The organism is Arthrobacter sp. 10T44, assembly GCF_056393885.1.
Map to the genome: position 1 here is coordinate 76,198 of NZ_JBFTGT010000001.1, position 21,517 is coordinate 97,714.

The following is a 21,517-nucleotide window of genomic DNA, read 5'->3' on the forward strand; positions in this document are numbered from 1 at the left end:
AGCCTTCGGGCGACCCAATCAGCAGTGGCCTCGGACCGACTGGTCCGAGGCCACTGCTTGTTTAAGCGCCGCGTCTAACGCCGCGTCGTGGCCGCCCTTAGCGTGTGGCGAGGCTCAAGACCACCTGCACTGCGGTTCCGCCGCCCTCCCGCGGCTTCCATTGGATGCTGCCGCCGAGCTCGCTCGTCACGAGGGTGCGCACAATCTGCAGCCCCAGGCCTTCGGTGTAGGAGCCGGCCGGCAGCCCGACGCCGTCGTCCGCCACCGTCACGGTGAGCAGTTCGTCACCGTCCTCGCTCTCGGAGCGGTCGGCGATCAGCCAGACCGTCCCGGCCCTGCCCTCGAGCCCGTGCTCGACGGCGTTGGTCACGAGTTCGTTGATGACGAGGGCCAGCGGCGTTGCGAAGTCGCTCGGCAGCTCCCCGAACAGCCCGGAACGCTGGGTCTTCACTTGCTGCGAGGGCGAGGCAACCTCGGCTGACAGGCGGAACTGGCGCCCGATCAGCTCATCGAAGTCGACGCTCTGGGTCAGGCCCTGCGAAAGCGTTTCGTGGACCAGGGCGATGGTCGCGACCCGCCGCATCGCCTGTTCGAGTCCCTGTTTGGCCTCGTCGCTGACCATCCGGCGCGACTGCATGCGCAGCAGCGCCGCCACGGTCTGCAGGTTGTTCTTGACCCGGTGGTGGATCTCGCGGATGGTGGCGTCCTTCGTGACGAGTTCCATTTCCCGCCGGCGCAGCTCCGAGACATCGCGGCAGAGCACCAGCGCCCCGAAGCGCTGCTGTTCGTCCCGCAGCGGGATGGCCCGGAGCGAAAGGCTGACGCCGCGGGACTCGATCTCGCTGCGCCACGGCATTCGCCCAGTCACCACCAGAGGCAGGGTCTCGTCGACCATGCGGCGGTCCCGCAGCAGCCCTGCCGTGACTTCGGCCAGTGACCGGCCCTCCAACGATTCGCCGTCGCCGAGCCGGCGGAAGGCGGAGACGCCGTTGGGGCTCGCGTACTGCACGATCCCCTCGGCGTCGAGCCGGATTAGGCCGTCGCCGACGCGGGGGGCGCCCCGTCGCGATCCGGTGGGCGAGGCAAAATCCGGCCAGAGTCCCAGGGTGCCCATCCGCAGCAGGTCGTAGGCGCACTGCCGGTAGGTCAGTTCCAGCCGCGACGGCATCCGGGAGCTGGAGAGGTCCATGTGCGAGGTCACGATCGCGAGCGTCCGGCCGTTGCGGACCATCGGCACGGCCTCGACCCGCATTGCCATGTCGCTGCTCCAGTTGGTCTCGTTGGAGCGTTCGATGGTGCGGCTTTCCCAGGCTTTGTCCACAAGCCGTTTCAGGTCCGAACGGATCCCCTCCCCCACGAAGTCGGCGTGGAACACCGTATGCGTGGTGGAGGGGCGCACGTGGGCCAGCGCCACGTAGCCAAGTTCGGGGTGCGGGAACCACAAGGCGAGGTCGGCGAAGGCAAGGTCGGCGACCATCTGCCAGTCCCCCACGAGCAGATGCAGCCACTCGGCATCCCCCGGCCCGAAATCAGCATGCTCCCTGATAGGGTCCGTAAAGATTGCCACAGCACCTCCATTTGCGACGCGGGGCCGGCAGACCCTAGCGTCGGACGATTGACCTCAAGAGCCTCAATGCTACCGAGAGCGAGGCCATGTCATCGGCCTCGAGGGCGTTCACCTCGTCGAACATGCTCTTCGCCCGCCCAAGCTGCTCCACATTCTGGCTTTCCCAGGCCACCAGCCGCTCTTCCGCCGGCATATCCGCCGACGTCGCCTCCAGGACCGCCGTCGTCATATCCGAGACGGTCGAGTAGAGGTCGTCGCGGAGGGCCGCACGGGCCAGGGCCTGCCAGCGGTCCTTCCTCGGCAGCTTGGTGATGCGCTCGAGCAGCGAATCGGCGTGGAACCGGTTGAAGACCGTGTAGTAGACGTGCGCGATGTTCTCCACCGGCTCCGGGCTGACGTGCACAATCTTGGCGATGTCCAGCAGCACGAAGCTTTCGAACAGCTCCGCCCAGCGGTGCGCCAGGTCCTCGGGAAGCTCCCAGCTGCGGGCCTTTTCGAGCCACTGCGACACCCGCTCCCGGTCATCGCCGCGCAGGTAGTCCAGCAGCCGGGCCCGCATCGGATCCATCAGCGGCTTGAACTCCGCCACAATCTCCGCGATCGGCCGCGCGGCGTTGCCCTGGCTCAGCACCCAGCGGACGGCACGGTCCAGGAGCCGGCGGATGTCCAGGTGGACGGTGCTCCAGTGCTCGGTCGGGAACGACGCCGGCAGCTCGTTGAGTTCGGCCACCATGATGTCCAGCTCGTAGACCTCGCGGAGTGCGACGAACGCCTTGGCGATGGCCGACTGGGTGGCTGAGGTCTCCTCCATGGCGCGGAACGCGAACGTGATGCCGCCCAGGTTGATCATGTCGTTCGCGACGACGGTCGCGATGATTTCCCGGCGCAGCGGGTGGGTATCAAGTTCGGCGTCGAACCGTTCCCGCAGCTGCTTCGGGAAGTAGGCGCGGAGCGTCTCGCGGAACCACGGATCCTCCGCGAGGTCGCTGTCGCGCAGCGCCGTCGCGAGTTCGATCTTGGCGTAGGCGGCCAGCACGGAGAGTTCCGGGGAGGTCAGTCCCTGGCCCTGTTCGAGCCGCTCACGCAGCGTCTCGGTGGTCGGCAGCGCCTCGAGTTCACGCTTGAGGTCGGCCGATTTCTCCAGCCAGTCCATCAGCCGCTCGTAGCTGGGGCTCCACTCGGCGACCCGCATGCGGTCGTTGAGCAGCAGGATGTTCTGGTCGATGTTGTCCTCGAGCACCAGGCGGCCGACTTCGTCGGTCATCGAGGCGAGGAACTCCGCACGTTCGGCCGGATCCAGCTTGCCGGCGGCCACCATACGGTCCACGAAGATCTTGATATTGACCTCGTGGTCCGAGCAGTCCACGCCGGCCGAGTTGTCGATGGCGTCCGTGTTGAGGATGACGCCCTGCAGTGCGGCCTCGATCCGGCCGCGCTGGGTCATGCCCAGGTTGCCGCCTTCACCGACCACCTTCACCCGCAGTTCGCGGCCATCGACGCGGATGGCGTCATTGGCCTTGTCGCCGACCTCGGCGTTGGTCTCGGTGCTCGCCTTGACGTAGGTCCCGATGCCGCCGTTGTAGAGCAGGTCGGCCGGGGCCAGCAGGATCGCCCGGAGCAGTTCCGGCGGGCTGAGCCGGGTGGTGCCTTCCGGCAGCCCCAGCGCGGCCCGGACCTGCTCGGAGACGGGAATCGACTTAGCCTGGCGGGCGAACACGCCGCCGCCTTCGCTGATCAGGGACTTGTCATAGTCGTCCCAGGAGGAGCGGGGCAGATCGAAGAGCCGCTGCCGCTCCGTAAAGGAGGCTGCCTCGTCCGGGTTCGGGTCCAGGAAGATGTGCCGGTGGTCGAACGCGGCGAGCAGCCGGATGTGCCGCGAGAGCAACATGCCGTTGCCGAAAACGTCGCCGGACATGTCGCCGACGCCGACGACCGTGAACGGCTCTGCCTGCGTGTCCAGGTCCAGCTCGCTGAAGTGCCGCTTGACCGATTCCCAGGCGCCGCGGGCGGTGATGCCCATGGCCTTGTGGTCGTAGCCGACGGAGCCGCCGGAAGCGAAGGCGTCGCCGAGCCAGAAGCCGTATTCGGCGGAAAGGCTGTTGGCGATGTCGGAGAACGAGGCGGTGCCCTTGTCGGCCGCGACCACGAGGTAGGAATCGTCGCCGTCGTGCCGCACGACGTCGGCCGGGGGCACCAGCCTCTCGCCCTCCGGGGTGGTGACCAGGTTGTCGGTCAGGTCCAGCAGCCCGCGGATGAAGGTCTTGTAGCTTTCGATGCCCTCAGCCATCCAGGCGCTGCGGTCCGCCGCGGGGTCCGGAAGCTGCTTGGCGTAGAAGCCGCCCTTCGCGCCGGTCGGAACGATCACGGCGTTCTTGACGGTTTGTGCCTTCACCAGGCCCAGGATTTCGGTGCGGAAGTCTTCCCGGCGGTCCGACCAGCGGAGTCCGCCGCGCGCCACCTTGCCGAAGCGCAGGTGCACGCCTTCGACCCGGGGCGAGTAGACCCAGATCTCGAACATCGGCCGCGGGAACGGCAGGCCGTCAATGCCGGAGGGGTCCAGCTTGAAGCTGACGTGCGTCTTGTTCTGGTAGAAGTTGGTCCGGAGCGTGGCCTGGATCAGGTTCTTGAAGGTGCGCAGCACCCGGTCGGCGTCGAGCGTGGCCACCTGCTCGATGGCCGTGTCGAGCCCGGCGCGGACCTGGTCCTGGCGCTGTTCGCGTTCGCCGTCGGGCAGCGCGGGGTCGAAGCGCGCGGCGAAGAGCGCGTTCAGGCCCCGGGCCACGTCCGGGTTGGCCAGCAGCGTGTCGGCCATGAATTCGAAGGAGTTGGTGTTGCCCATCTGCCGCATGTACTTGGCGTAGGCGCGCAGCACGATGACCTGGCGCCAGTGCATGCCTTCGCGCAGCACCAGGCGGTCGAAACTGTCCGATTCCACCACGCCGGACACTGCCGCGCCGAAGGACTCGCCCAGCAAGGCTCCGGTGCGCTCCGGGTCCACCCCGGCCGGGTATTTCAGGCCAAGGTCGTAGAGGAAGAAGTCGCGGTGGTCGGCCGTTTCGATCTCAAAGGGGCGTTCGTCCAGGACCTCAAGGCCGAGGTTGTGGAAGTAAGGCAGGATCTGGCTCAGGCTCTTGGGCTCGAGCATGTACAGCTTGACGCGGGCGTCCTCCTCGAGGGTGGCGCCGGCACCGTGCGGAAGGTACACGTGCACGCCCGGCCGCTCCCCGCCCGGCTCGCCGGTGCGCTCGGCGGCGCCGTACTTCTCGAAGCGGGCGATGTCCTCGAGCGCGTCCTCGACTTCGTAGTCGACGCGGTAGCTGGCCGGGAACGCCTCGGCCCAGACGGCGGCGAGTTCCTTGGCTCCGTTCTCGCCGTCGGCGCCGGCCCTGGCGCGCAGGACCTCGGTGATGCCTTCGCTCCAGGACCGGGCGGCGCGGACCAGGCGCTTTTCCAGTTCGTCGCTGTTGACGTGGCTGACGTCCGCATCCTTGGGCAGCCGGATCCGGAAGAACAACCGGGCCAGGGCGGATTCGGTCATCCGCGCCTCATAGTCGATCGACACGGCGTCGAACGTCTCCCGCAGTTCCTTCTCGATGCGCAGCCGGACGTTGGTGGTGTACCGGTCCCGGGGCAGGTAGACGAGGGCAGACATGAACCGGCCGTAGATGTCCGGGCGCAGGAACAGCCGGGTCCGGCGGCGTTCCTGCAGGCGCTGGATGCCGGTGGTGATGGCTGCGAGGTCCGGGATTTCGATCTGGAAGAGCTCATCGCGCGGATAGGTCTCAAGGATGCCGAGCAGGTCCTTGCCCGAGTGGGAGTCCGGCGGGAAGCCGGCGTCGCGCAGCACGGCGTCGACCTTTTCACGGACGACCGGGATATCCCGGACGGAACCGGCGTAGGCGGTCGTGGCAAACAGGCCGATGAAACGCCGTTCGCCGTTGACGTTGCCGGCGGCGTCAAAGCTCTTCACGCCGATGTAGTCGAGGTACGCCGAGCGGTGAACGGTGGAGCGGGAGTTGGCCTTGGTGATTACCAGTGCCCTCTTCTCGCGCGCCTTCTTCCGGCCCGTTTCGGTCAGGTGCTGGATCTGGTGGCGGGTGTCGGCGCCGTTGCGCAATAGGCCGAGCCCGCTGTCCTCCCGCAGTTCCAGCACATCCTCGCCGGATTCATTCTTCAGGTCGTATTCGCGGTAGCCGAGGAAGGTGAAGTTGCCGTCGTCCAGCCAACGGAGCAGTTCCTGGGCCTGGCGCAGTTCGGCGATCTGCGCAGCCTGCGCCACCTTGTCGAGGTCGTCGGAAATCTCGTGCGCCTTGTTGCGCATCTTCGGCCAGTCTTCGACCGCCGCACGGACGTCGCCGAGCACCCGCGAAAGGCCCTCGATCAGCTGCTCCCGCTTGGCGTCGTCGACCCGTTCGATTTCGACGGCGATCCAGGACTCCATGTGCGAGGCGTTGTCCCCCTGGGCGATCAGGTGGGACAGGTTGGGCATCGCCGCTGTGTCGCCGCTGGAGATGCCCAGGTGCGAGGGGACCCGGGCCACCTTGACCAGCCGGCCGGTCTCGCGGTTGCGGGTGACGACGAAAAGCGGGTGGATTACGAGGTGGATCGGGGACTTCTGCCGGACCAGCTCGGTGTTGACGGAGTCCACGAGGAATGGCATGTCGTCGGTGACGATGTAGACGACGCTGGACTCAGCCTCGTCGGAGATCGAAATGTTCGCCACACCGGGCTGCCGGGTTGCGGCCACCTGCAGGTGCGTTTGTGACCGTGAGGTCAGGACGTCATCGCCGTAGGCGCGGGCATCCTCCTCGGCGAGATGTTCGTAGTAGTCCCCGAAGTACCCTTCGCTGGCACCGATCGAAACGGGTTGATCCTCCACGCTGGACCCAGACGACATCGACAAACGCCTCCATCAAAAAGTTCACGGCCGCACCGTTGCAGCCCTCATGGCGAGCCTAGTCTTTTAGCCGGGGCTTTGCTGTGGAAGAAAGGACAGAGGATTTAAGATTTTGCTGGGCAGGTGCACAAACCAAGCTCCGGATGGCCCGGCGGAGGGTGGAATCCGGTGCGCTCTCGAGCAGCAACGAGCCAGCCAGCAGGGCGGCGTCACAGGCCGCCGGGTCCGCGGGGAGGAAGGCTTCCAGCGGTACGGTCGGGCCGTAGCGCGCCCAAGCCTCACGAAGCTGGCGTTCCGGGGAACGGCCGACGGCGGAGGCGCGCACCTTGTTCAGGACCACGCGGGGACGCGCCTGCGGGACGGCGGCGTCCAGCTCGGCCAGTCCGCGCACCAGCCGTGGCACTCCGACCGGGTCGGCGGCGCCGATGGCATAGACGGTGTCGGCCATTTCGAGGCTTCGCAGGGTGGCCGCGTTCCGGCGCGGCGCCATCGAGTCAAAGCTGAGTTCCTCGTCGGCCTCCAGGCAGAAGCCGGCGTCGATCACCGTGACCTCGGCGATCTCCCGGGCCCGCTCGTAGACCAGCGCGAGTGCCGCCGCCCGAAGTTCGGTCCAGCGGTCGGCTCGGGTAATGCCGGTCAGCACCCGGAACGTTCCGGCGCGGGTGGATACCGGGACGGCGATTTGGCGCAACGCTTCGCCGTCGAGCAGGCCCTGGTCGGCCAGCCGGCAGGCCTGCGCAAGTCCGGCCGCTTCGTCCAGCAGCCCCAACACCGCCGCGACGCTGGCGCCATAGCTGTCGGCGTCGACCAGCAGGACGGACTTTCCCTCCGCTGCCAGTTCGCCGGCCATATTGGCGGCCGTCAGCGTCCGACCGGGCGATCCGGCGGGACCCCAGACGACGATAATTCTCCCCGTTCCCGTTGCAGTTCCCGCTTCCCCGGCGCCGGGCCCGGGGCCAGCCCGCTCCGCCCCGGCCCCGCCGTCCAGAGTGCGGTCCGGGCCCGCCTGCGTGTGAAGGGCCGCGGAAGGGTCGGCCAAGCCGCTTGCCGGCGGACCGGGCCGCGCACCGGCAAGTTCCGCCACCGCGCCCGCGATCAGGGCGGCGAGCGCGGCTGCTCCCACTCCGGAAACCTCCGGGGTAACGCCGATCCCCCGAAGCCTGGCCGATTCCTCCGGGCTGTCGGTCAGCGCCACCACGGCGACTCCCACGGCGGACAGGCGGTCGACCAGCGAGGCGGTAAGCTCGCCGGTCCCCTCGGCGACGACGGCGGCCCGCGCCAGGCCGGTCTGGCAGGCGGCCAGCAGTTCGGCGAGCTCACTGCAGCGCCGGACGACGGACACCGGGCCATGGAGCCGCTCCAGCCCGCCGACCAGGTCGTCCCGGGTCCGGCCCACCGTCACCACCGGAATGCCCATCAGGGCGCGCCTCCAGGATTCCAGACCACGGAGATCTTTGCCTTGTTGGCCTGTGCCCCCAGCAGTTTGGGCATCTGCCCGTCCGACACGAGGACCATCACCACAGTGGACCGCTGTGAGCCCAGGGCGGTGCTTCCCGGGGTGAGCTGCGCAATCTCGGCCCCCGGCAGCAGCAGCGTCGGCTCGCTGAAACCGTTGCGGGTATCCGGCAGCGCCACCCAGACATCCACGCGGGAGCCCGCCACCGCCTGCGGCGGCAGCGCCTCTTCAACGGAGATGGCGACCGGCTTGCGGTCCAGGGCGTCCAGCCTGCCGAAGCTTTCGCGCGGCAGGAGCTGGTCCTTGCCGATGCGCTGGACGGCGACCAGGCCGCCGTCCATGCCGGACTCCGGAGTGAGGTACTGCGGCTCGATGTCGCCCAGCCGGACCTTGACGCGGTGCAGCTTGTCCGGAGAGACCTTCTCCCCGACCGCAATCGGCTCGCTGGCGGCGTAGGCCTCGGTGGTCTGGTCCGCTGCCGCCACGAGTGACACAACGCCGACTACGGAGGCCAGCACCAGCAGGATGCCCACGAGGAGCCGCGGGTCCTTCCACGAGGGCCGTTTTAACCGGGCGCCGCCGGCTACCGTGCTCACACTCATGCGTCCTGCTCCCCCTGTAGTCGCAGCCCGGGCCGCGGGCGCCGGACACCCCTATTCTCACGAATTGGCGGCCCTGCGGGAAGACACCTAAGCAAACAGCAGCAAATTGTGGATAACGCCCCCAAACGCCAGCACCGGTGGCAAAATGGTGCCATGCCCCGATTCCTGACGCTCGCAGATGTTGCCGAGCAGCTCCAGATCAACTCCCCCGCCGCCTACGCGCTGGTTCGCAGCGGCCAGCTCAAGGCCATCCAGGTGGGCGGACGGGGCCAGTGGCGGGTCGAGGAAACCATGCTCGAGCAGTACATTCAGGAGCGCTACGCGGAGGCAAGCCGCATGATCGAGGAGGCCAAGGCCAAGGGCCACTGAGCCGCGCCTAGCTGTCGGCGCCCCGGACCGACCTGATCCCTGCGAGGGCGCCAAAGGGAACCGTGGCCACGCCGCTGACATTCGCAGGCCGACGCTCCTCCCCCACAGGGGTGATCGCGAGGTCAAGGAAGTCGCGGCCGACCCTGTCGATGACGCCGTGCAGGACGGACTCGCCTGCCGCCCCTCGAGACACGACCACGGCGAGGTTGGCGCGGTCCCGTGCCAGTCCCCGCAGGGCACTGGCCAGCCCGAGCCGGTGCCGGGCACCGTTGCCTGCGACCACCGCCAGCCGGGAGAGGCCGGCGTAGCGCACCGCCGACGCGTAGGGAATCAGGACCTGGTGCCGCTCCTCGTCGAGCACCAGCCACTGGCTGCCCACGTGGCTGAGCGTGCCCTCGTACAAAGTTCCGGAGCCAAGGTGGACGCCGATCCGCAGGCCCAGCGAGCCCCGCAACCGGTCCGCCAGCTCGACGGCGGCCGCATCCACCCGCGCCCGCTCGCCAATTTCGACGTCCAGGTCCAGGCGTTCGCCGGCAGCCAGTTGCGCCTCCAGGTCTGCAAACAGGGCGTCCCAACGCATGGCGCCAGCGTAGGCGCACCCCCAACGGCGGTCAATCCACATTCTTTGCGCACCCTCTAGACAAACAGCTTCTTTGGGCATCAAACTCACTCCAAGAGCATCAAATCACATCAAACAGCAACAGAAGCCCTCCCGGACGCATTCAGCGAACCGGCCAAGCGGGCAGGACAGCGGCTCGGCCCGCAGAGGAGGCGGTTGTGGACCCAAGAAATTTTTCCGGCGCGGGCCGCCGGCGCGGGCTGGGCGCGGACGCGGCCATGGCCCTCGTCATCCTACTGCTTGGGGCCTTCCTCGCCGGCTCGGGAGCCCGGCTCGCCCAGCGCCTGCATTCATCGGCGGCGAGGCGTCAATCCCCCTCCTTCGAGGACCAGATCGGGGTTGCCGCCAACACCGCCGGGCTGATCGTCGTCGTCTGGTGGGCGTTGACCTTCCTGATCGCCTTCGTGGCGGCGCTCCTCGAACGCGGGGGCAGCCGCTGTTCCGCCGAAGCGGCGGGGAAGTTCAGTCCCGCCTTCATGCGCCGGCTGGCGCTGGCCGCCCTCGGGCTCCAACTCGCCACCGCCCCGCTGGCCCACGCAAACCCTGCCCCGGCCGGCCCGGAGACGACCGCCCCTCCCGCCGTTTCTGCCGCATGGATCCCCAGCGGGGCCGAGCTGGCCGCTTTCGCGTCCGGATCCGCCGCTCCCCCTCCGGCCCGTTCTCCTGCGCCGGAGCCTGAGCCTCCTGTCCCCTCCGCTAAGCCCCGGAGCCTCGGCCTGGATCCTCACTGGATGCCGGCGCCGCCGCCGGTGGATCCCCGGTCCTTGGCGCCCTCCCCGCGGCGCGCCCCGGAGCCGGCGGGCACGGCGGCGGTCACCGTCCGGGCCGGAGACTCGTTGTGGAGCATCTGCGCGGCGGACCTCGGACCGCTGGCGTCAGACGTCGACATCGCCCTGGCGTGGCCGCGGCTCTACCAGGCCAACCGCGATGTCATCGGCAGCGACCCCGGGCTGCTGCTTCCCGGTCAGGTCCTTCGGATGCCGCCCGCACGCTAAACCAAGCCAACCCGCAATCCCTCCACGACAGCAAAGGAAGTCCCATGAGTCCCATGACCGGTATCCGCGCAGGCACCGCTGTCCCCCTCCCGGTGGCGCCGCCGGGTCCCCGCCCCGTCCCGCTGAATGCTCCCCGCCCGCCTGTGCCAGCCGGTACGGCACCGGTCCTGCGGTTGGTGGACCAGGACCGCGAGGTGTGTGCGATTTGCCGCTCGACCGTGCAGGCCGCCATCGAGGTCCTTGCCGGTACCCGCCCCGCACAGCAGCTGGCCCGCCGGCTCGACGAGCGCTGCCTGGCGGCGCTGCAGCACCGGGCCGCGCTGACCCGCCGCGTGGCTTGGGCACCTCGCCGACGGCGGGCCGGCTGCACCGGAATCCGTCCGTCCGCTCGGTCCGCGCCTGCCGGGTGTCCGAGGACGTCTATGAGGCCAGCGCCGTCGTGTCCGACGAACTGCGCGTCCGCGCCGTCGCCCTGCGGTTGGAGCGCAGCAGGCTGGTCTGGCGGGTCACCGTTCTGGAGATCGGCTGAGGATCCGCGCCAGGACCCAGGGAAAGGAGGTCAATTTAAATGAAGCAGGGCCGGAACTGTCGTTCCGGCCCTGCTTGTGCGCTCTAGTCCTTGCGGCTGAGGCCTAGCGGCGCTTCTTCTTGCTGGCGCGCCGCGGCGACTCCTGGGCCGCGGCCTTCGCCGGGTTGCCGGAACGGCCGGAGGACTTCGCCTCGACCCGGGTCTGGGCCGCGCCGTCCTCGCCCGGCGCCGTGTACTGCAACTGGGCCGGCTTCTCCGGCGCTTCCAGGCCGGCAGCGTGAATCTGCGGCTCGTGGTGCTCCGTGTGCTGGCCCGCGGCGTCGGCTACCACGACGTCCTCCGCCGGGGTCACCTCGACCTCCAGGTTGAACAGGAAGCCGACGCTCTCCTCGCGGATGGCCTCCATCATGGCCTGGAACATGATGAAGCCCTCGCGCTGGTACTCGACCAGCGGATCGCGCTGGGCCATCGCCCGCAGGCCGATGCCTTCCTTGAGGTAATCCATCTCGTACAGGTGTTCCTGCCACTTGCGGCCGATCACGGAGAGCACCACGCGGCGCTCCAGCTCACGCATGCTTTCCGAACCGATCAGCTCTTCGCGGGCCTGGTAAACCAGACGCGCATCGGAGAGGATCTCTTCCTTCAGGAACTCCACCGTAATCCGCGACTTGCCGCCGGCCTCGTCAATCACGTCCCGCGGCGAGAAGCTGACCGGGTACAGGGTCTTCAGGTTGGACCAGAGCAGGTTGAAGTCCCAGTCGTCGCCGGTACCTTCGGCGGTTGCTTCATCGATGAACGCGGTGATCGTGTCCTCGAGGAAGTACTGGACCTTTTCGTGCAGGTCATCGCCTTCCAGGATGCGACGGCGGTCGCCGTAGATTGCCTCGCGCTGGCGGTTCAGGACGTCGTCGTACTTCAGGACGTTCTTGCGCTGTTCGGCGTTGCGGCCTTCCACCTGGCCCTGGGCCGAGGCGATGGCACGCGAGACGAGCTTCGATTCGAGGGCAACGTCGTCCGGCACCGAGCTGTTCATCAGTCGTTCGGCCGCGCCGGAGTTGAACAGCCGCATCAGGTCATCGGTCAGCGACAGGTAGAACCGGGACTCGCCGGGGTCGCCCTGGCGCCCGGACCGGCCGCGCAGCTGGTTGTCGATCCGGCGGGACTCGTGCCGCTCGGTGCCGAGCACGTAGAGTCCGCCGAGGTTGAGGACTTCCTCGTGCTCGTCCTTGACCGACTGCTTGGCGGCCTCGAACGCGGCGGGCCAGGCGGCCTCGTATTCCTCGGAGTTCTCTTCCGGATCGAGCCCGCGCTGGGCGAGTTCGGCGACGGCGGTGAACTCGGCGTTGCCGCCGAGCATGATGTCGGTACCACGTCCGGCCATGTTGGTCGCGACCGTCACGGCGCCCTTGCGGCCGGCCTGCGCCACGATGGACGCTTCCCGGGCGTGGTTCTTGGCGTTCAGGACCTCGTGGCGGATGCCTTCCTTGGCCAGCAGCCGGGAGAGGTATTCGCTCTTTTCGACGCTGGTGGTGCCGACCAGGACCGGCTGGCCCTTTTCGTGCCGCTCGGCGATGTCCTTGACCACGGCGTCGAACTTCACGGTCTCGTTCTTGTAGACGAGGTCCGGCTGGTCGATGCGCTGCATGTCCCGGTTGGTGGGGATCGCGACAACGCCGAGCTTGTAGGTGCTCATGAACTCGGCGGCTTCGGTTTCGGCGGTTCCGGTCATGCCCGCGAGCTTGTCGTACATGCGGAAGTAGTTCTGCAGCGTGACCGTTGCGAGGGTCTGGTTTTCGGCCTTGATCTCGACGCCTTCTTTGGCTTCGATCGCCTGGTGCATGCCCTCGTTGTAGCGCCGGCCGGCGAGGATGCGGCCGGTGTGCTCGTCCACGATCAGCACTTCGCCGTCGAGGATGACGTAGTCCTTGTCCCGCTTGAACAGTTCCTTCGCCTTGATGGCGTTGTTCAGGAAACCGATCAGCGGGGTGTTCGCGGACTCGTAGAGGTTGTGGATGCCGAGGTAATCCTCGACCTTCTCGATGCCGGCCTCGAGGACGCCGACGGTGCGCTTCTTTTCATCGACCTCGTAGTCGGTCTCGGGCTGGAGGCGCAGCACCACCTTCGCGAACTCGCTGTACCAGCGATTGGTGTCGCCCTGGGCCGGTCCGGAAATGATGAGCGGGGTGCGGGCCTCATCGATGAGGATGGAGTCCACTTCGTCGACGATGGCGAAGTTGTGGCCGCGCTGGACCAGTTCGGACTTGTCCCACGCCATGTTGTCGCGCAGGTAGTCGAAGCCGAATTCGTTGTTGGTGCCGTAGGTGATGTCCGAGGCGTACTGCTCGCGGCGGACGGCGGGGTCCTGGTTGGAGAGGATGCAGCCGCTGCTCAGGCCGAGGAAGCGGTACACGCGGCCCATCAGGTCCGACTGGTACTCGGCGAGGTAGTCGTTGACGGTGATGACGTGGACACCCTTGCCGGTGAGGGCATTGAGGTAGGCCGGAGCGGTGGCCACCAGGGTCTTGCCTTCACCGGTCTTCATTTCGGCGATGTTGCCCAGGTGCAGGGCGGCGCCGCCCATCAGCTGGACGTCGAAGTGGCGCATCCCCAGGGTCCGCGAGGATGCCTCGCGGACGGCGGCGAAGGCCTCCGGCAGCAGGTCGTCGAGCTTCTCCCCGTCGCCGTGGCGGGCGCGGAGACGGTCGGTCTCTTCGCGCAGTTCGGCGTCGGTGAAGGTCTTGAAGGAGCTTTCCAGGGCGTTAATGGAATCGGCATAGTTCCGCAGTTGCCGCAGGGTCTTTTTGTCACCCGTGCGGAGAAGTTTTTCGATTAGTGATGCCACGTGAAATTGCTCCCAGTCTCAAGCTGCCGAATTCCGGCGTGTTTAGTCTACGGGAGAGACGCAGGGCGGGACGCGCCTGTTCCCTCAGAGCGGATGCAGGCCTGCCACGGCCTGCCCGAGCGCCGGCGCCAGGTCCCCCACGGGGGCGACAACGACCCGGTCCAGCTCCAACCACTCTGCCATGAGCTGCAGTTCCTCGGCGAGTTCGACGGCGGTGTCGGCCGGCGCGCCGGGCTCGGCGTGGCTGGCCCGGGCGAGCAGGCTGCCGGTCGCCCGGTCCGCCTTCAGGTCCACGCGGGCCACGATTCCGTCGCGCAGCAGGAAGGGCAGCACGTAGTAGCCGTAGCGGCGTTTGGCCTCGGGGGTGTAGATCTCGATCCGGTAATGGAAGCCGAACAGTTCCTCCAGCCTGCGGCGTTCAAAGACCAACGAATCGAAGGGGCTAAGCAACGCGCGGCCGTTGGCGGCGCGGGGCAACCCGGCGTCGGCGTGCCGGTACAGCGGCCTGTTCCACCCGGCCACCGTCACGGGCTCCAGCCGCCCGGCGTCCACGAGGTGTTCCACCGCGACGGCGGCGGCGCGCAACGGGGTCCTGAAATAGTCCGCGAAGCACCGCACGGTGCCGATCCCGTGCGCCTGGGCTGCGGCGTCGATCAGCCGGATCATGGCGGCCGCGGCATCCGGCTCCCGGCCCGCGGCGGGTGGTGCCGGCGCGGCCGGGACGCTGCCGGCCAGGACCCTCGAGGTCAGCGTATAGCGGCGTTCGAAGGACTCGGTCCGGGACGCGGCCGAGACCAGGCCCTCCTCAAAGAGGTGCTCGAGGACCCGTTTGACCGCGTTCCAGTTCCACCCCCAGTTGTCCTTGGGCCGGTCCTCGACGTGGCCCAGCCTGGCCGTGAGTTCGGCGGCGGTCAGCGGCCGGCCCGCGGCCAGCGCCTCCAGTACCCGCCCTGCCACCTCGCTGCGCAGCTCCGGATCCATGGCATGCGCGCCGACCCATTTTCGGTTCTGCCACAGCACGAGATCCTGGAAATGCTCGGGCCGGATGAAACTGGCCTCGTGGGCCCAGTACTCCATCATCCGTCGCGGGTGTGTCCCCGCCATGCGGTGCAGGATGGTGCGGTCGTAGTTCCCGAGCCGTGAGAAGAACGGCAGGTAGTGGCTCCGCGAGAGCACGTTGACGGAATCAATCTGGACCAGGTGGAGACGGGCAAAGGTACGGCCCACCGCCCGTGCGCTCACGGGTGCGGCGGGCCGGACCTTGTCCAATCCCTGGGCTGCCAATGCGATCCGCCGTGCCTGCTTGAGGCTCAGCGATGCGTGCACATCAGTCCCTTCGTCGGATGGTCACCAGCTCAGGCGCTGGCGGGCTCATCCTCTGAACGATAAGCGATGATCTTTTCTTCCAGCGGAGCCTCGCCCGGTTCGCAGGTCTGGTCCAGGCTGATCACGCCGTAGGTCCAGCCTTCACGGCGGTAGACGACCGACGGGGCCTTCGTCTCCTTGTCCACGAACAGGTAGAAGTCGTGGCCTACGAGTTCCATGTTGTCGACGGCGTCGTCGAGCGACAGGGACGCCGCGGGGAAGACCTTGCGGCGGATCAGCACGGGCGAGTCGCCGGCAGGAATATCGTTTTCCACCTCGTACGGCGACTTCTCGGCGGACCGGGGCTGCGGCGGATGGCTAGCTTCCTCGTAGATGGGCTCGCTGGTGCTCGCAGGTTCCAGGGTTGCCGTCGCCTCGGTGACGGACTTCGGAGTGTGCCGGCCGTGGTGGACCTTCTTGCGGTCCTTGGCACGGCGCAACCGTTCAAGAAGCTTGTTGTAGGCCAGGTCGAACGCGGCAAATTTGTCTGCGGCGCTGGCTTCGGCACGGATCACGGGCCCTCGGCCCAGGACGGTCAACTCGACAGTGAGCAGTTCTGCGGTCTGCCGGGCCTTGGTCTCCTTGGTAACCTTGGCGTCCACCCTCTGGACCTTGTCCCCCAGTGATGCGATCTTCGAGATCTTTTCGTCGGCGTATTCGCGGAACCGGTCCGAGACCGTCAAATTACGACCGCTGATCATGAACTCCATGGTGCCCTCCAAATGACTTCGGTGACACGACGGCGGCACTTCCCGGGGCTGATCTGACTGACAGTCGAGCCCCTTTCCGAGCCGCTATCGACAGGTACATCTGTTCTTGGTACCCATGTTCGACGTTAGTTCATGGACCCCTGTTATTCATCTTTTTTTGGTTTATTTTTTTCCTCACCGCCGGGGTTCCCCGCCAGCCCGGGGATTGCCGCGGCAAAGTTGTACCGGGCGGGCGGGCGTGTCGCCGCGAGCACCACGGCGCCGCGGACCAGCCCTCCCGCGGCGTGCAGCGCGCGGGCCGCTTCCGCCAGCGTGGCGCCGGTGGTCAGCACGTCGTCCACGACGATGCAGGGCCGACCGTTCAGCTCCGGCCGGCGGAGTCCGCCCTTGATCCGCATCGAACCGTGTACCCGCCGGGTCCGGGCCGCGCGGCCCAATCCCTTCTGCCCGCCGGGAGAGCCGGCCGCCAGCCCGGGTCGGCCCCGGGGACCGTTTAGGGTGGGCCGCGCCTGGCGCAGCACGTCGGCGACGTCGGCTCCGGCCAGGGCGGGGATACGCCGGGCCCGCGCGAGCAGGAGGTGGACCGGGCTGAAGCCCCGGCGTCGAAACGCGGCACCGCTGGTAGGCACGGGCACCAGCAGGATTCCTTCCGCCCGGCCGGCCGCGGCGCCGATGGCTTTGACGAGGGCCTTGGCCAGTTCCTCGGCCAGCTGACGCTGGCCGTGCCTCTTGAAGGACAGCAGGGACTGGGCCAGCTCGCCCCGGTAGACCCCGGCTGCCACGACCGGCAGCAGGACCGAGCCGTCCATGTCCACGAGGGCAGGGGCCCGCCCTTCCGCCCGGAACGGCCGCCGCGTCAGCTGGCGGACACGATGCGCGCAGCCGGCGCACAACGTCCGGTCCTCCGCGCCGCAGCAGACGCATTCCACCGGCGCTGCCAGCGCCAGTAACTCCGCGGCAGCTGTGGCGGCACGGTCCGCGATGCGCTCCGTCCAGCGTCGGTAGCCACCACGGTGTTTCGCTGCCGGGGGTACCGGGGCAAGGTCCGGGTCGACAGCGCGGATTCTGGTGCTGTTTCCGGTGCTGTTTCTGGTGCGATGCCGGCGTTTGTTCACCCTTCAAGGCTGGGCGCCGCCGGTCCGCCGCGGAAGCCCTCCCGGCTGCTATGTGGACATCTGTCCGGGCGCCGCCCGGCCCCTCCTGGTCAGCCCGGGTAGGAGGGGTCGATGGCGCCCTTGAGCTGCGGCGACCAGCCGTTACCGAGCCGCTGGAAGATGCCCTCCGTGGATTGGCCGTAGATCTCCGTCGGTCCGTTGCCGGCGCTGAGCGCGGTTAGCCCCGGCCAAGGTGCCAGCAGCTGCGGCGCCCCGGAGGTAAGGGACAGCAGCTCGGGCGTGACGTTGTCGTTCGCCGAGCTCTTCATCACGGCGACGGTCGTGTCGTTGACCCAGACGCCCCGGTCGGGGGCACGGGCTGACAGGAGTGTGATCGGCGCGGTGAGGTCCCTCGGGGTGCCGTCGCCGTTACGGATGATTCCGGTGATCTGGACGCTGGTTTTGCCGTTCAACTCCGAGATGACGAGTGCACGGGTTCCTTCGCGCGAGACCCTGAACTCCTTGATGCTCCGTCCGGCGAGCCAGGGCGGGGTCATGGTCACGGCAGGCACGTTCGCTCCCGGCGCGGTCCCGGCAGGATGGTAGGCGAGAACCTCGGTGGCCCCGTTGCTGCCGGGCCCGGCGGTCCAGACCCAGTCGTAGCGGTCGAAGGACGGCCGCGACAGGCCTGCCCGCGTGGTGAGGGCGCGCGCCGGCTGGCCCGGCAGGATCGAATACAGCGTGGTGCGGCCGGCGTTGAGGAACGCCGCTGCCTGGGACACCGGCGATTCGGCGGGCACACGCGGCGCCAGCGCCCGGACGGACTGGATGTCCGGCAGCGGACCCAGCTTGTTGTTCTCATAGCGGACCAGGTCGTTGTTGCTGACGGCGATCTGGTGGGCGGGAACGTCCTTGTCCCGCACCGGCGGCAGCACGGAGCCGTCGTCTTCGACCCGGACAAGGTCCTGGTTCGCCCGCAGCTCCACGTTGATCACGTCGGGCTGGCTGCGGAACGTCAGCGCCAGCTGGGTCTGCATGCGCAGCCGGTCCTCGTTGGAAGCGTCCACGAGCTCCTTGGCCGTGAGGTCCACCTGCGCGGCGCCGGAGACCACCGGCACCGACTCGCGCGCCAGCTTCATGCCCGAAGGGAACGCGCTTACGACGGCGCCCTTGAGGTAAGGGGCCGGGCCGCCGAGCAGGGCGCTGGTCATGGCCTTGACGGTCTTCTTCTTGATGAACCAGCGCATGTCCGGCACCGCGTAGGTGAAGGTGGGGTCGTAGAAGTAGATGGGGTAGGCGCCGTAGATGACCTTGAACGTCTGCTCGGGGATGGCGGTGCCATCAGGGATTTCCGAGATCCTCCACTCGCCGTCGACCTTGGTCAGCGTTGCGGGAATGCTTTCCTTGGAACCTTCCGGCAACGGCGTGGCGATCCCGTCGGCGTCGACCGAATACGCCAGGTCCAGTTCGTAGTTGAAGACATTTTCGACGGCGGTGCGCACCACGCGGGCGGAACGGAAGACCAGCACCCGCTGGTCCGGCTTCCACTTCACCGAGGAGGCCTGGGTGAGGTACTGCCGGGCCACGGCATAGTCGTCCTCGTAGCCGCTGCCCGCGAGGTAGAAGTCCTCGATCATTGCCTCCGGGCCCGCCCCCGCCCGCGGAGCCACGGGGAAGAAGACCGGTGCGTTGTTGGGCTTTCCCGCGCTCTCGTCCGTGCTCTTGCCCACCGGGCCGGAGCGCGGAATCTGCGCGCACGAGGTCAGAAGAAGCAGCACCAGCGCCAGCAGGGCCCCGGCGAGCCTGGTGAGTTTCCCGGCACCTCTCATGGCTGCTCCTTCGTTGTGTCGGGGCCGGACGGGGCCGGACGGGGCTCCCTGACGGCCGTCTCCAGCAGCAGCATCGTCCGTTCACGCACGACGCCGGCGGGCCCGACGTCGGCGGGTTCCAGCTGGAGCGGTGATCGGGTGATCGTTTCGCCCTGGCGCAGCGGCAGGGTCAGTCGGAAGTTGGAGCCCCTCCCCTTGTCGCCCCAGGCCTGCAGCCAGCCGTTGTGCAGCTTGGTGTCCTCGGTCGCGATGGACAGACCCAGGCCGCTGCCGCCCGTGGTGCGGGCGCGGGCCGGGTCGGCGCGCCAGAAACGGTCGAACACGCGCGCGGCCTCCGCGGCGGTCATGCCGATTCCATGGTCCCGGACGGCGACGGCCACCGCGGTATCGTTTGCCGCCACGGAGATGTTCACGGGCCGGCCCTCGCCGTGCTCCAGCGCATTCAGAACCAGGTTCCGCAGGATCCGGTCGATCCGCCGGTCATCCATCTCGACGATGATGCTGCCTGCGGGGGCATTCAGCGTCACCTCCGAGCCGTATTCGGCCGCCACCGGGGCCACCCCCTCGATCACGTGCGAGACGAGCTGGACGATGTCGGACGGTTCGGCGTCGAGCATGGCCACGCCGGCGTCGAACCGGGAGATTTCCAGCAGGTCGGCCAGCAGCGACTGGAAGCGCTCCACCTGGTTGTAGAGCAGCTCCGCGGACCGCTTGTTGATCGGGTCGAAGTCCTCACGGGCGTCGTAGAGCACCTCCGCCGCCATCCGGACCGTGGTCAGCGGGGTGCGGAGCTCGTGCGAGACGTCCGAGACAAACCGCTGCTGCATTTGGGACAGGGTGGCCAGCTGGGTGATCTGCTCCTGCAGGCTGGCGGCCATGTGGTTGAAGGAAGCGCCCAGCCGGGCGACTTCGTCTTCGCCCTTGACCACCATGCGCTCCTGCAACTGGCCGGCGGCCAACTTTTCGGAGACAACGGCAGCGTGGCTGACCGGGCTGACCACGTTGCGGGTGACGTACCAGGCCACGGCGCCGATCATGAGGGCCAGGGCGGCGGCACCGGCCAGCAGGACGTTCTGGATTTCGTCCAGGGTCTTTTGCGCCGTGTTGAGGTCGTAGATCAGGTAGAGCTCGTAGACCGTGCCGTTGAACGTCACCTTGTTGCCAACCGCGATCCCGGGGCGATCCTCGGTTCCCACCGGGAATTCCGTGGAGGCCCAGAACTGGTCTTTGCCGGAGTCCTGCACCGCCTTGCGCAGCTCGGGCGGGATCACACTGATCGTTAGCTGGTCGGACGCGCGCGACTCGACCCACCGGTTGCGCGGCTTGGTCTGTTCGGGCATGGCCTCGAAGACGTAGCGCCGCTGGATCACCGAGCCGCGGCCTTCGACGGCGTTCAGGGTGTCGTAGACGAGGGTGATGACGCTGGACTGGTCGGTGACCTGCGCGCCGTCGAACGTGTCCTGGACCTGCTTGACGTTGTAGCGGGTCTCCGACTCCGCCTGGGCCAGCCGCTCCTGGAAAAGGTTGTTGGCGATCTGGTTGGAGAGATACGCGCCGACGACGGCGAAGGAACCGATCGCGAGCATGAGAGTGGTCAGCACGGTGCGGAACTGCAGGGACCGCCGCCAGCGCCGGTGCACGGCACGCAACAGATACCTGGTTGCCGGCAGGATGCGGGACGCACCGGTGCGGACCAACCGGGCAACGCGGGCGGTGACAATCCGTGCCCGACGGCTCCAGATCCGGGCCCTGAAAAGCGGGGTCTGTCCACGGGACGACGACGGCGCCGTCTGGCCCTCGGGGGCAGCGGCCTCGGTCGCGGCAGCATCAGGCTGACCGTCCGACGGGGCGGCAGTCTCCGGGAGCTCAAGCCGGGCAGCGGTCTCCGGCGGGCCGTCCGCCGGCTCAGGAACCTGCTTTGTAGCCGACACCACGGACCGTCAATACAACTTCAGGGGCTTCCGGATCGCGTTCGATCTTCGAGCGCAGCCGCTGGACGTGGACGTTGACCAGGCGGGTGTCCGCCGCGTGGCGGTAGCCCCAGACCTGCTCCAGCAGCAGCTCCCGGGTGAAGACCTGCCAGGGCTTGCGCGCCAGGGCGACCAGCAGGTCGAATTCCAGCGGGGTCAACGAGATCCGCTCGCTGTTGCGGCTGACCACGTGGCCGGCGACGTCAATCGTGACGTCCGCGATGCGCAGCGTCTCCGGGGCCTTCTGGTCGCCGGGACGGAGCCGGGCGCGCACCCGGGCCACGAGTTCGGCGGGCTTGAAAGGTTTGGGAACGTAGTCGTCGGCGCCGGACTCGAGTCCGCGGACCACGTCCGAGGTGTCGGATTTGGCCGTCAGCATGACGATCGGCACATCAGACTCGCCGCGGATCTGGCGGCACACTTCGATGCCGTCAATGCCGGGAAGCATCAGGTCCAGCAGCACCAGGTCCGGCCTGGATGAGCGGAAAACCTCCAGGGCCTGTCCACCGTCCGCGCAGAAGACGGGGTCGAAGCCGTCGTTGCGCAGCACAATACCGATCATCTCGGCCAGCGCCTCGTCATCGTCCACTACCAAAATCCGTGCCTTCATAGGTTATATATTCCCCTATTGAAATGGCTTTGTCGTATTCGGGCAGTCCCCGGCATGGCGCGG

14 protein-coding genes and 1 pseudogene are annotated in these 21,517 nt (G+C 68.0%); 3 read left to right on the plus strand and 12 right to left on the minus strand.

Annotation, left to right across the window (positions count from 1 at the left end; genetic code table 11):
• Window positions 1-97: 97 nt before the first annotated feature.
• Genes AC1DBL_RS00360 through AC1DBL_RS00375 form a run of 4 tightly spaced genes read right to left on the minus strand, consistent with a single transcriptional unit; the run spans window position 98 to window position 8,522 of the window.
• Complete coding sequence (locus AC1DBL_RS00360) at window positions 98-1,567, minus strand: sensor histidine kinase (protein WP_441417267.1); 1,470 nt, start codon at window positions 1,565-1,567, stop codon at window positions 98-100.
• 34 nt (window positions 1,568-1,601) lie between these two features.
• On the minus strand, window positions 1,602-6,464 hold the full coding sequence (locus AC1DBL_RS00365; RefSeq protein WP_476892247.1) for an NAD-glutamate dehydrogenase: 4,863 nt from the start codon (window positions 6,462-6,464) through the stop codon (window positions 1,602-1,604).
• Between the two features lie 58 nt (window positions 6,465-6,522).
• Window positions 6,523-7,881, minus strand: a complete 1,359-nt coding sequence (locus AC1DBL_RS00370) for a CpaE/TadZ family protein (RefSeq protein ID WP_476925253.1) — start codon at window positions 7,879-7,881, stop codon at window positions 6,523-6,525.
• On the minus strand, window positions 7,881-8,522 hold the full coding sequence (locus AC1DBL_RS00375) for a CpaB family protein (protein WP_476925254.1): 642 nt from the start codon (window positions 8,520-8,522) through the stop codon (window positions 7,881-7,883). The genes AC1DBL_RS00370 and AC1DBL_RS00375 overlap by 1 nt, the downstream gene beginning before the upstream one ends.
• A 153-nt stretch (window positions 8,523-8,675) precedes the next feature.
• Here AC1DBL_RS00375 and AC1DBL_RS00380 point away from each other — a divergent pair, with 153 nt between their 5' ends.
• Window positions 8,676-8,891 carry a helix-turn-helix domain-containing protein gene (locus AC1DBL_RS00380; protein WP_175321842.1) on the plus strand — a complete coding sequence of 72 codons (216 nt, stop codon included), beginning with the start codon at window positions 8,676-8,678 and terminating at the stop codon, window positions 8,889-8,891.
• Between the two features lie 7 nt (window positions 8,892-8,898).
• Here the strand turns inward: AC1DBL_RS00380 and AC1DBL_RS00385 are convergent, their stop codons facing one another.
• Window positions 8,899-9,471 carry a hypothetical protein gene (locus AC1DBL_RS00385; RefSeq protein ID WP_476908556.1) on the minus strand — a complete coding sequence of 191 codons (573 nt, stop codon included), beginning with the start codon at window positions 9,469-9,471 and terminating at the stop codon, window positions 8,899-8,901.
• Window positions 9,472-9,668: 197 nt separating this feature from the next.
• Between AC1DBL_RS00385 and AC1DBL_RS00390 the strand changes: the two genes are divergently transcribed.
• Together AC1DBL_RS00390 and AC1DBL_RS00395 are read left to right on the plus strand one after the other, a co-directional pair.
• Entirely contained in the window at window positions 9,669-10,505 is an 837-nt protein-coding gene (locus tag AC1DBL_RS00390; protein WP_476925255.1) for a LysM peptidoglycan-binding domain-containing protein, read from the plus strand.
• 53 nt (window positions 10,506-10,558) lie between these two features.
• Window positions 10,559-11,034: pseudogene (locus AC1DBL_RS00395) on the plus strand (Rv3235 family protein).
• A gap of 103 nt (window positions 11,035-11,137) precedes the next feature.
• On the opposite strand, the gene secA reads toward AC1DBL_RS00395, so the two are convergent.
• From secA to mtrA, 7 genes are all read right to left on the minus strand, one after another.
• A complete protein-coding gene (gene secA, locus AC1DBL_RS00400) occupies window positions 11,138-13,876 on the minus strand; it encodes a preprotein translocase subunit SecA (protein ID WP_441417260.1) in 2,739 nt (912 codons plus the stop codon).
• An 84-nt stretch (window positions 13,877-13,960) separates the two neighbouring features.
• A complete protein-coding gene (locus AC1DBL_RS00405; RefSeq protein WP_476925256.1) occupies window positions 13,961-15,202 on the minus strand; it encodes a winged helix-turn-helix domain-containing protein in 1,242 nt (413 codons plus the stop codon).
• A 29-nt stretch (window positions 15,203-15,231) separates the two neighbouring features.
• A complete protein-coding gene (hpf, locus tag AC1DBL_RS00410) occupies window positions 15,232-15,951 on the minus strand; it encodes a ribosome hibernation-promoting factor, HPF/YfiA family (protein ID WP_441417258.1) in 720 nt (239 codons plus the stop codon).
• 143 nt (window positions 15,952-16,094) lie between these two features.
• Entirely contained in the window at window positions 16,095-16,760 is a 666-nt protein-coding gene (locus AC1DBL_RS00415) for a ComF family protein (protein ID WP_476925541.1), read from the minus strand.
• A gap of 395 nt (window positions 16,761-17,155) precedes the next feature.
• Window positions 17,156-18,874, minus strand: a complete 1,719-nt coding sequence (locus AC1DBL_RS00420) for an LpqB family beta-propeller domain-containing protein (protein ID WP_476925257.1) — start codon at window positions 18,872-18,874, stop codon at window positions 17,156-17,158.
• Window positions 18,871-20,616: an MtrAB system histidine kinase MtrB gene (gene mtrB, locus AC1DBL_RS00425; RefSeq protein WP_476892302.1), complete on the minus strand. Its 1,746-nt coding sequence runs from the start codon at window positions 20,614-20,616 to the stop codon at window positions 18,871-18,873. The genes AC1DBL_RS00420 and mtrB overlap by 4 nt, the downstream gene beginning before the upstream one ends.
• A 163-nt stretch (window positions 20,617-20,779) precedes the next feature.
• Window positions 20,780-21,454 carry an MtrAB system response regulator MtrA gene (gene mtrA, locus AC1DBL_RS00430; RefSeq protein WP_476925258.1) on the minus strand — a complete coding sequence of 225 codons (675 nt, stop codon included), beginning with the start codon at window positions 21,452-21,454 and terminating at the stop codon, window positions 20,780-20,782.
• Between the last annotated feature and the right edge of the window lie 63 nt (window positions 21,455-21,517).

Bases quoted from the DNA above. Each gene is read 5' to 3' on its own strand.
- AC1DBL_RS00365 (WP_476892247.1), bottom strand. From the start codon at position 6,464: ATGTCGTCTGGGTCCAGCGTGGAGGATCAACCCGTTTCGATCGGTGCC.
- AC1DBL_RS00370 (WP_476925253.1), bottom strand. From the start codon at position 7,881: ATGGGCATTCCGGTGGTGACGGTGGGCCGGACCCGGGACGACCTGGTC.
- AC1DBL_RS00375 (WP_476925254.1), bottom strand. From the start codon at position 8,522: ATGAGTGTGAGCACGGTAGCCGGCGGCGCCCGGTTAAAACGGCCCTCG.
- AC1DBL_RS00380 (WP_175321842.1), top strand. From the start codon at position 8,676: ATGCCCCGATTCCTGACGCTCGCAGATGTTGCCGAGCAGCTCCAGATC.
- AC1DBL_RS00385 (WP_476908556.1), bottom strand. From the start codon at position 9,471: ATGCGTTGGGACGCCCTGTTTGCAGACCTGGAGGCGCAACTGGCTGCC.
- hpf (WP_441417258.1), bottom strand. From the start codon at position 15,951: ATGGAGTTCATGATCAGCGGTCGTAATTTGACGGTCTCGGACCGGTTC.
- AC1DBL_RS00415 (WP_476925541.1), bottom strand. From the start codon at position 16,760: ATGGACGGCTCGGTCCTGCTGCCGGTCGTGGCAGCCGGGGTCTACCGG.
- AC1DBL_RS00420 (WP_476925257.1), bottom strand. From the start codon at position 18,874: ATGAGAGGTGCCGGGAAACTCACCAGGCTCGCCGGGGCCCTGCTGGCG.
- mtrA (WP_476925258.1), bottom strand. From the start codon at position 21,454: ATGAAGGCACGGATTTTGGTAGTGGACGATGACGAGGCGCTGGCCGAG.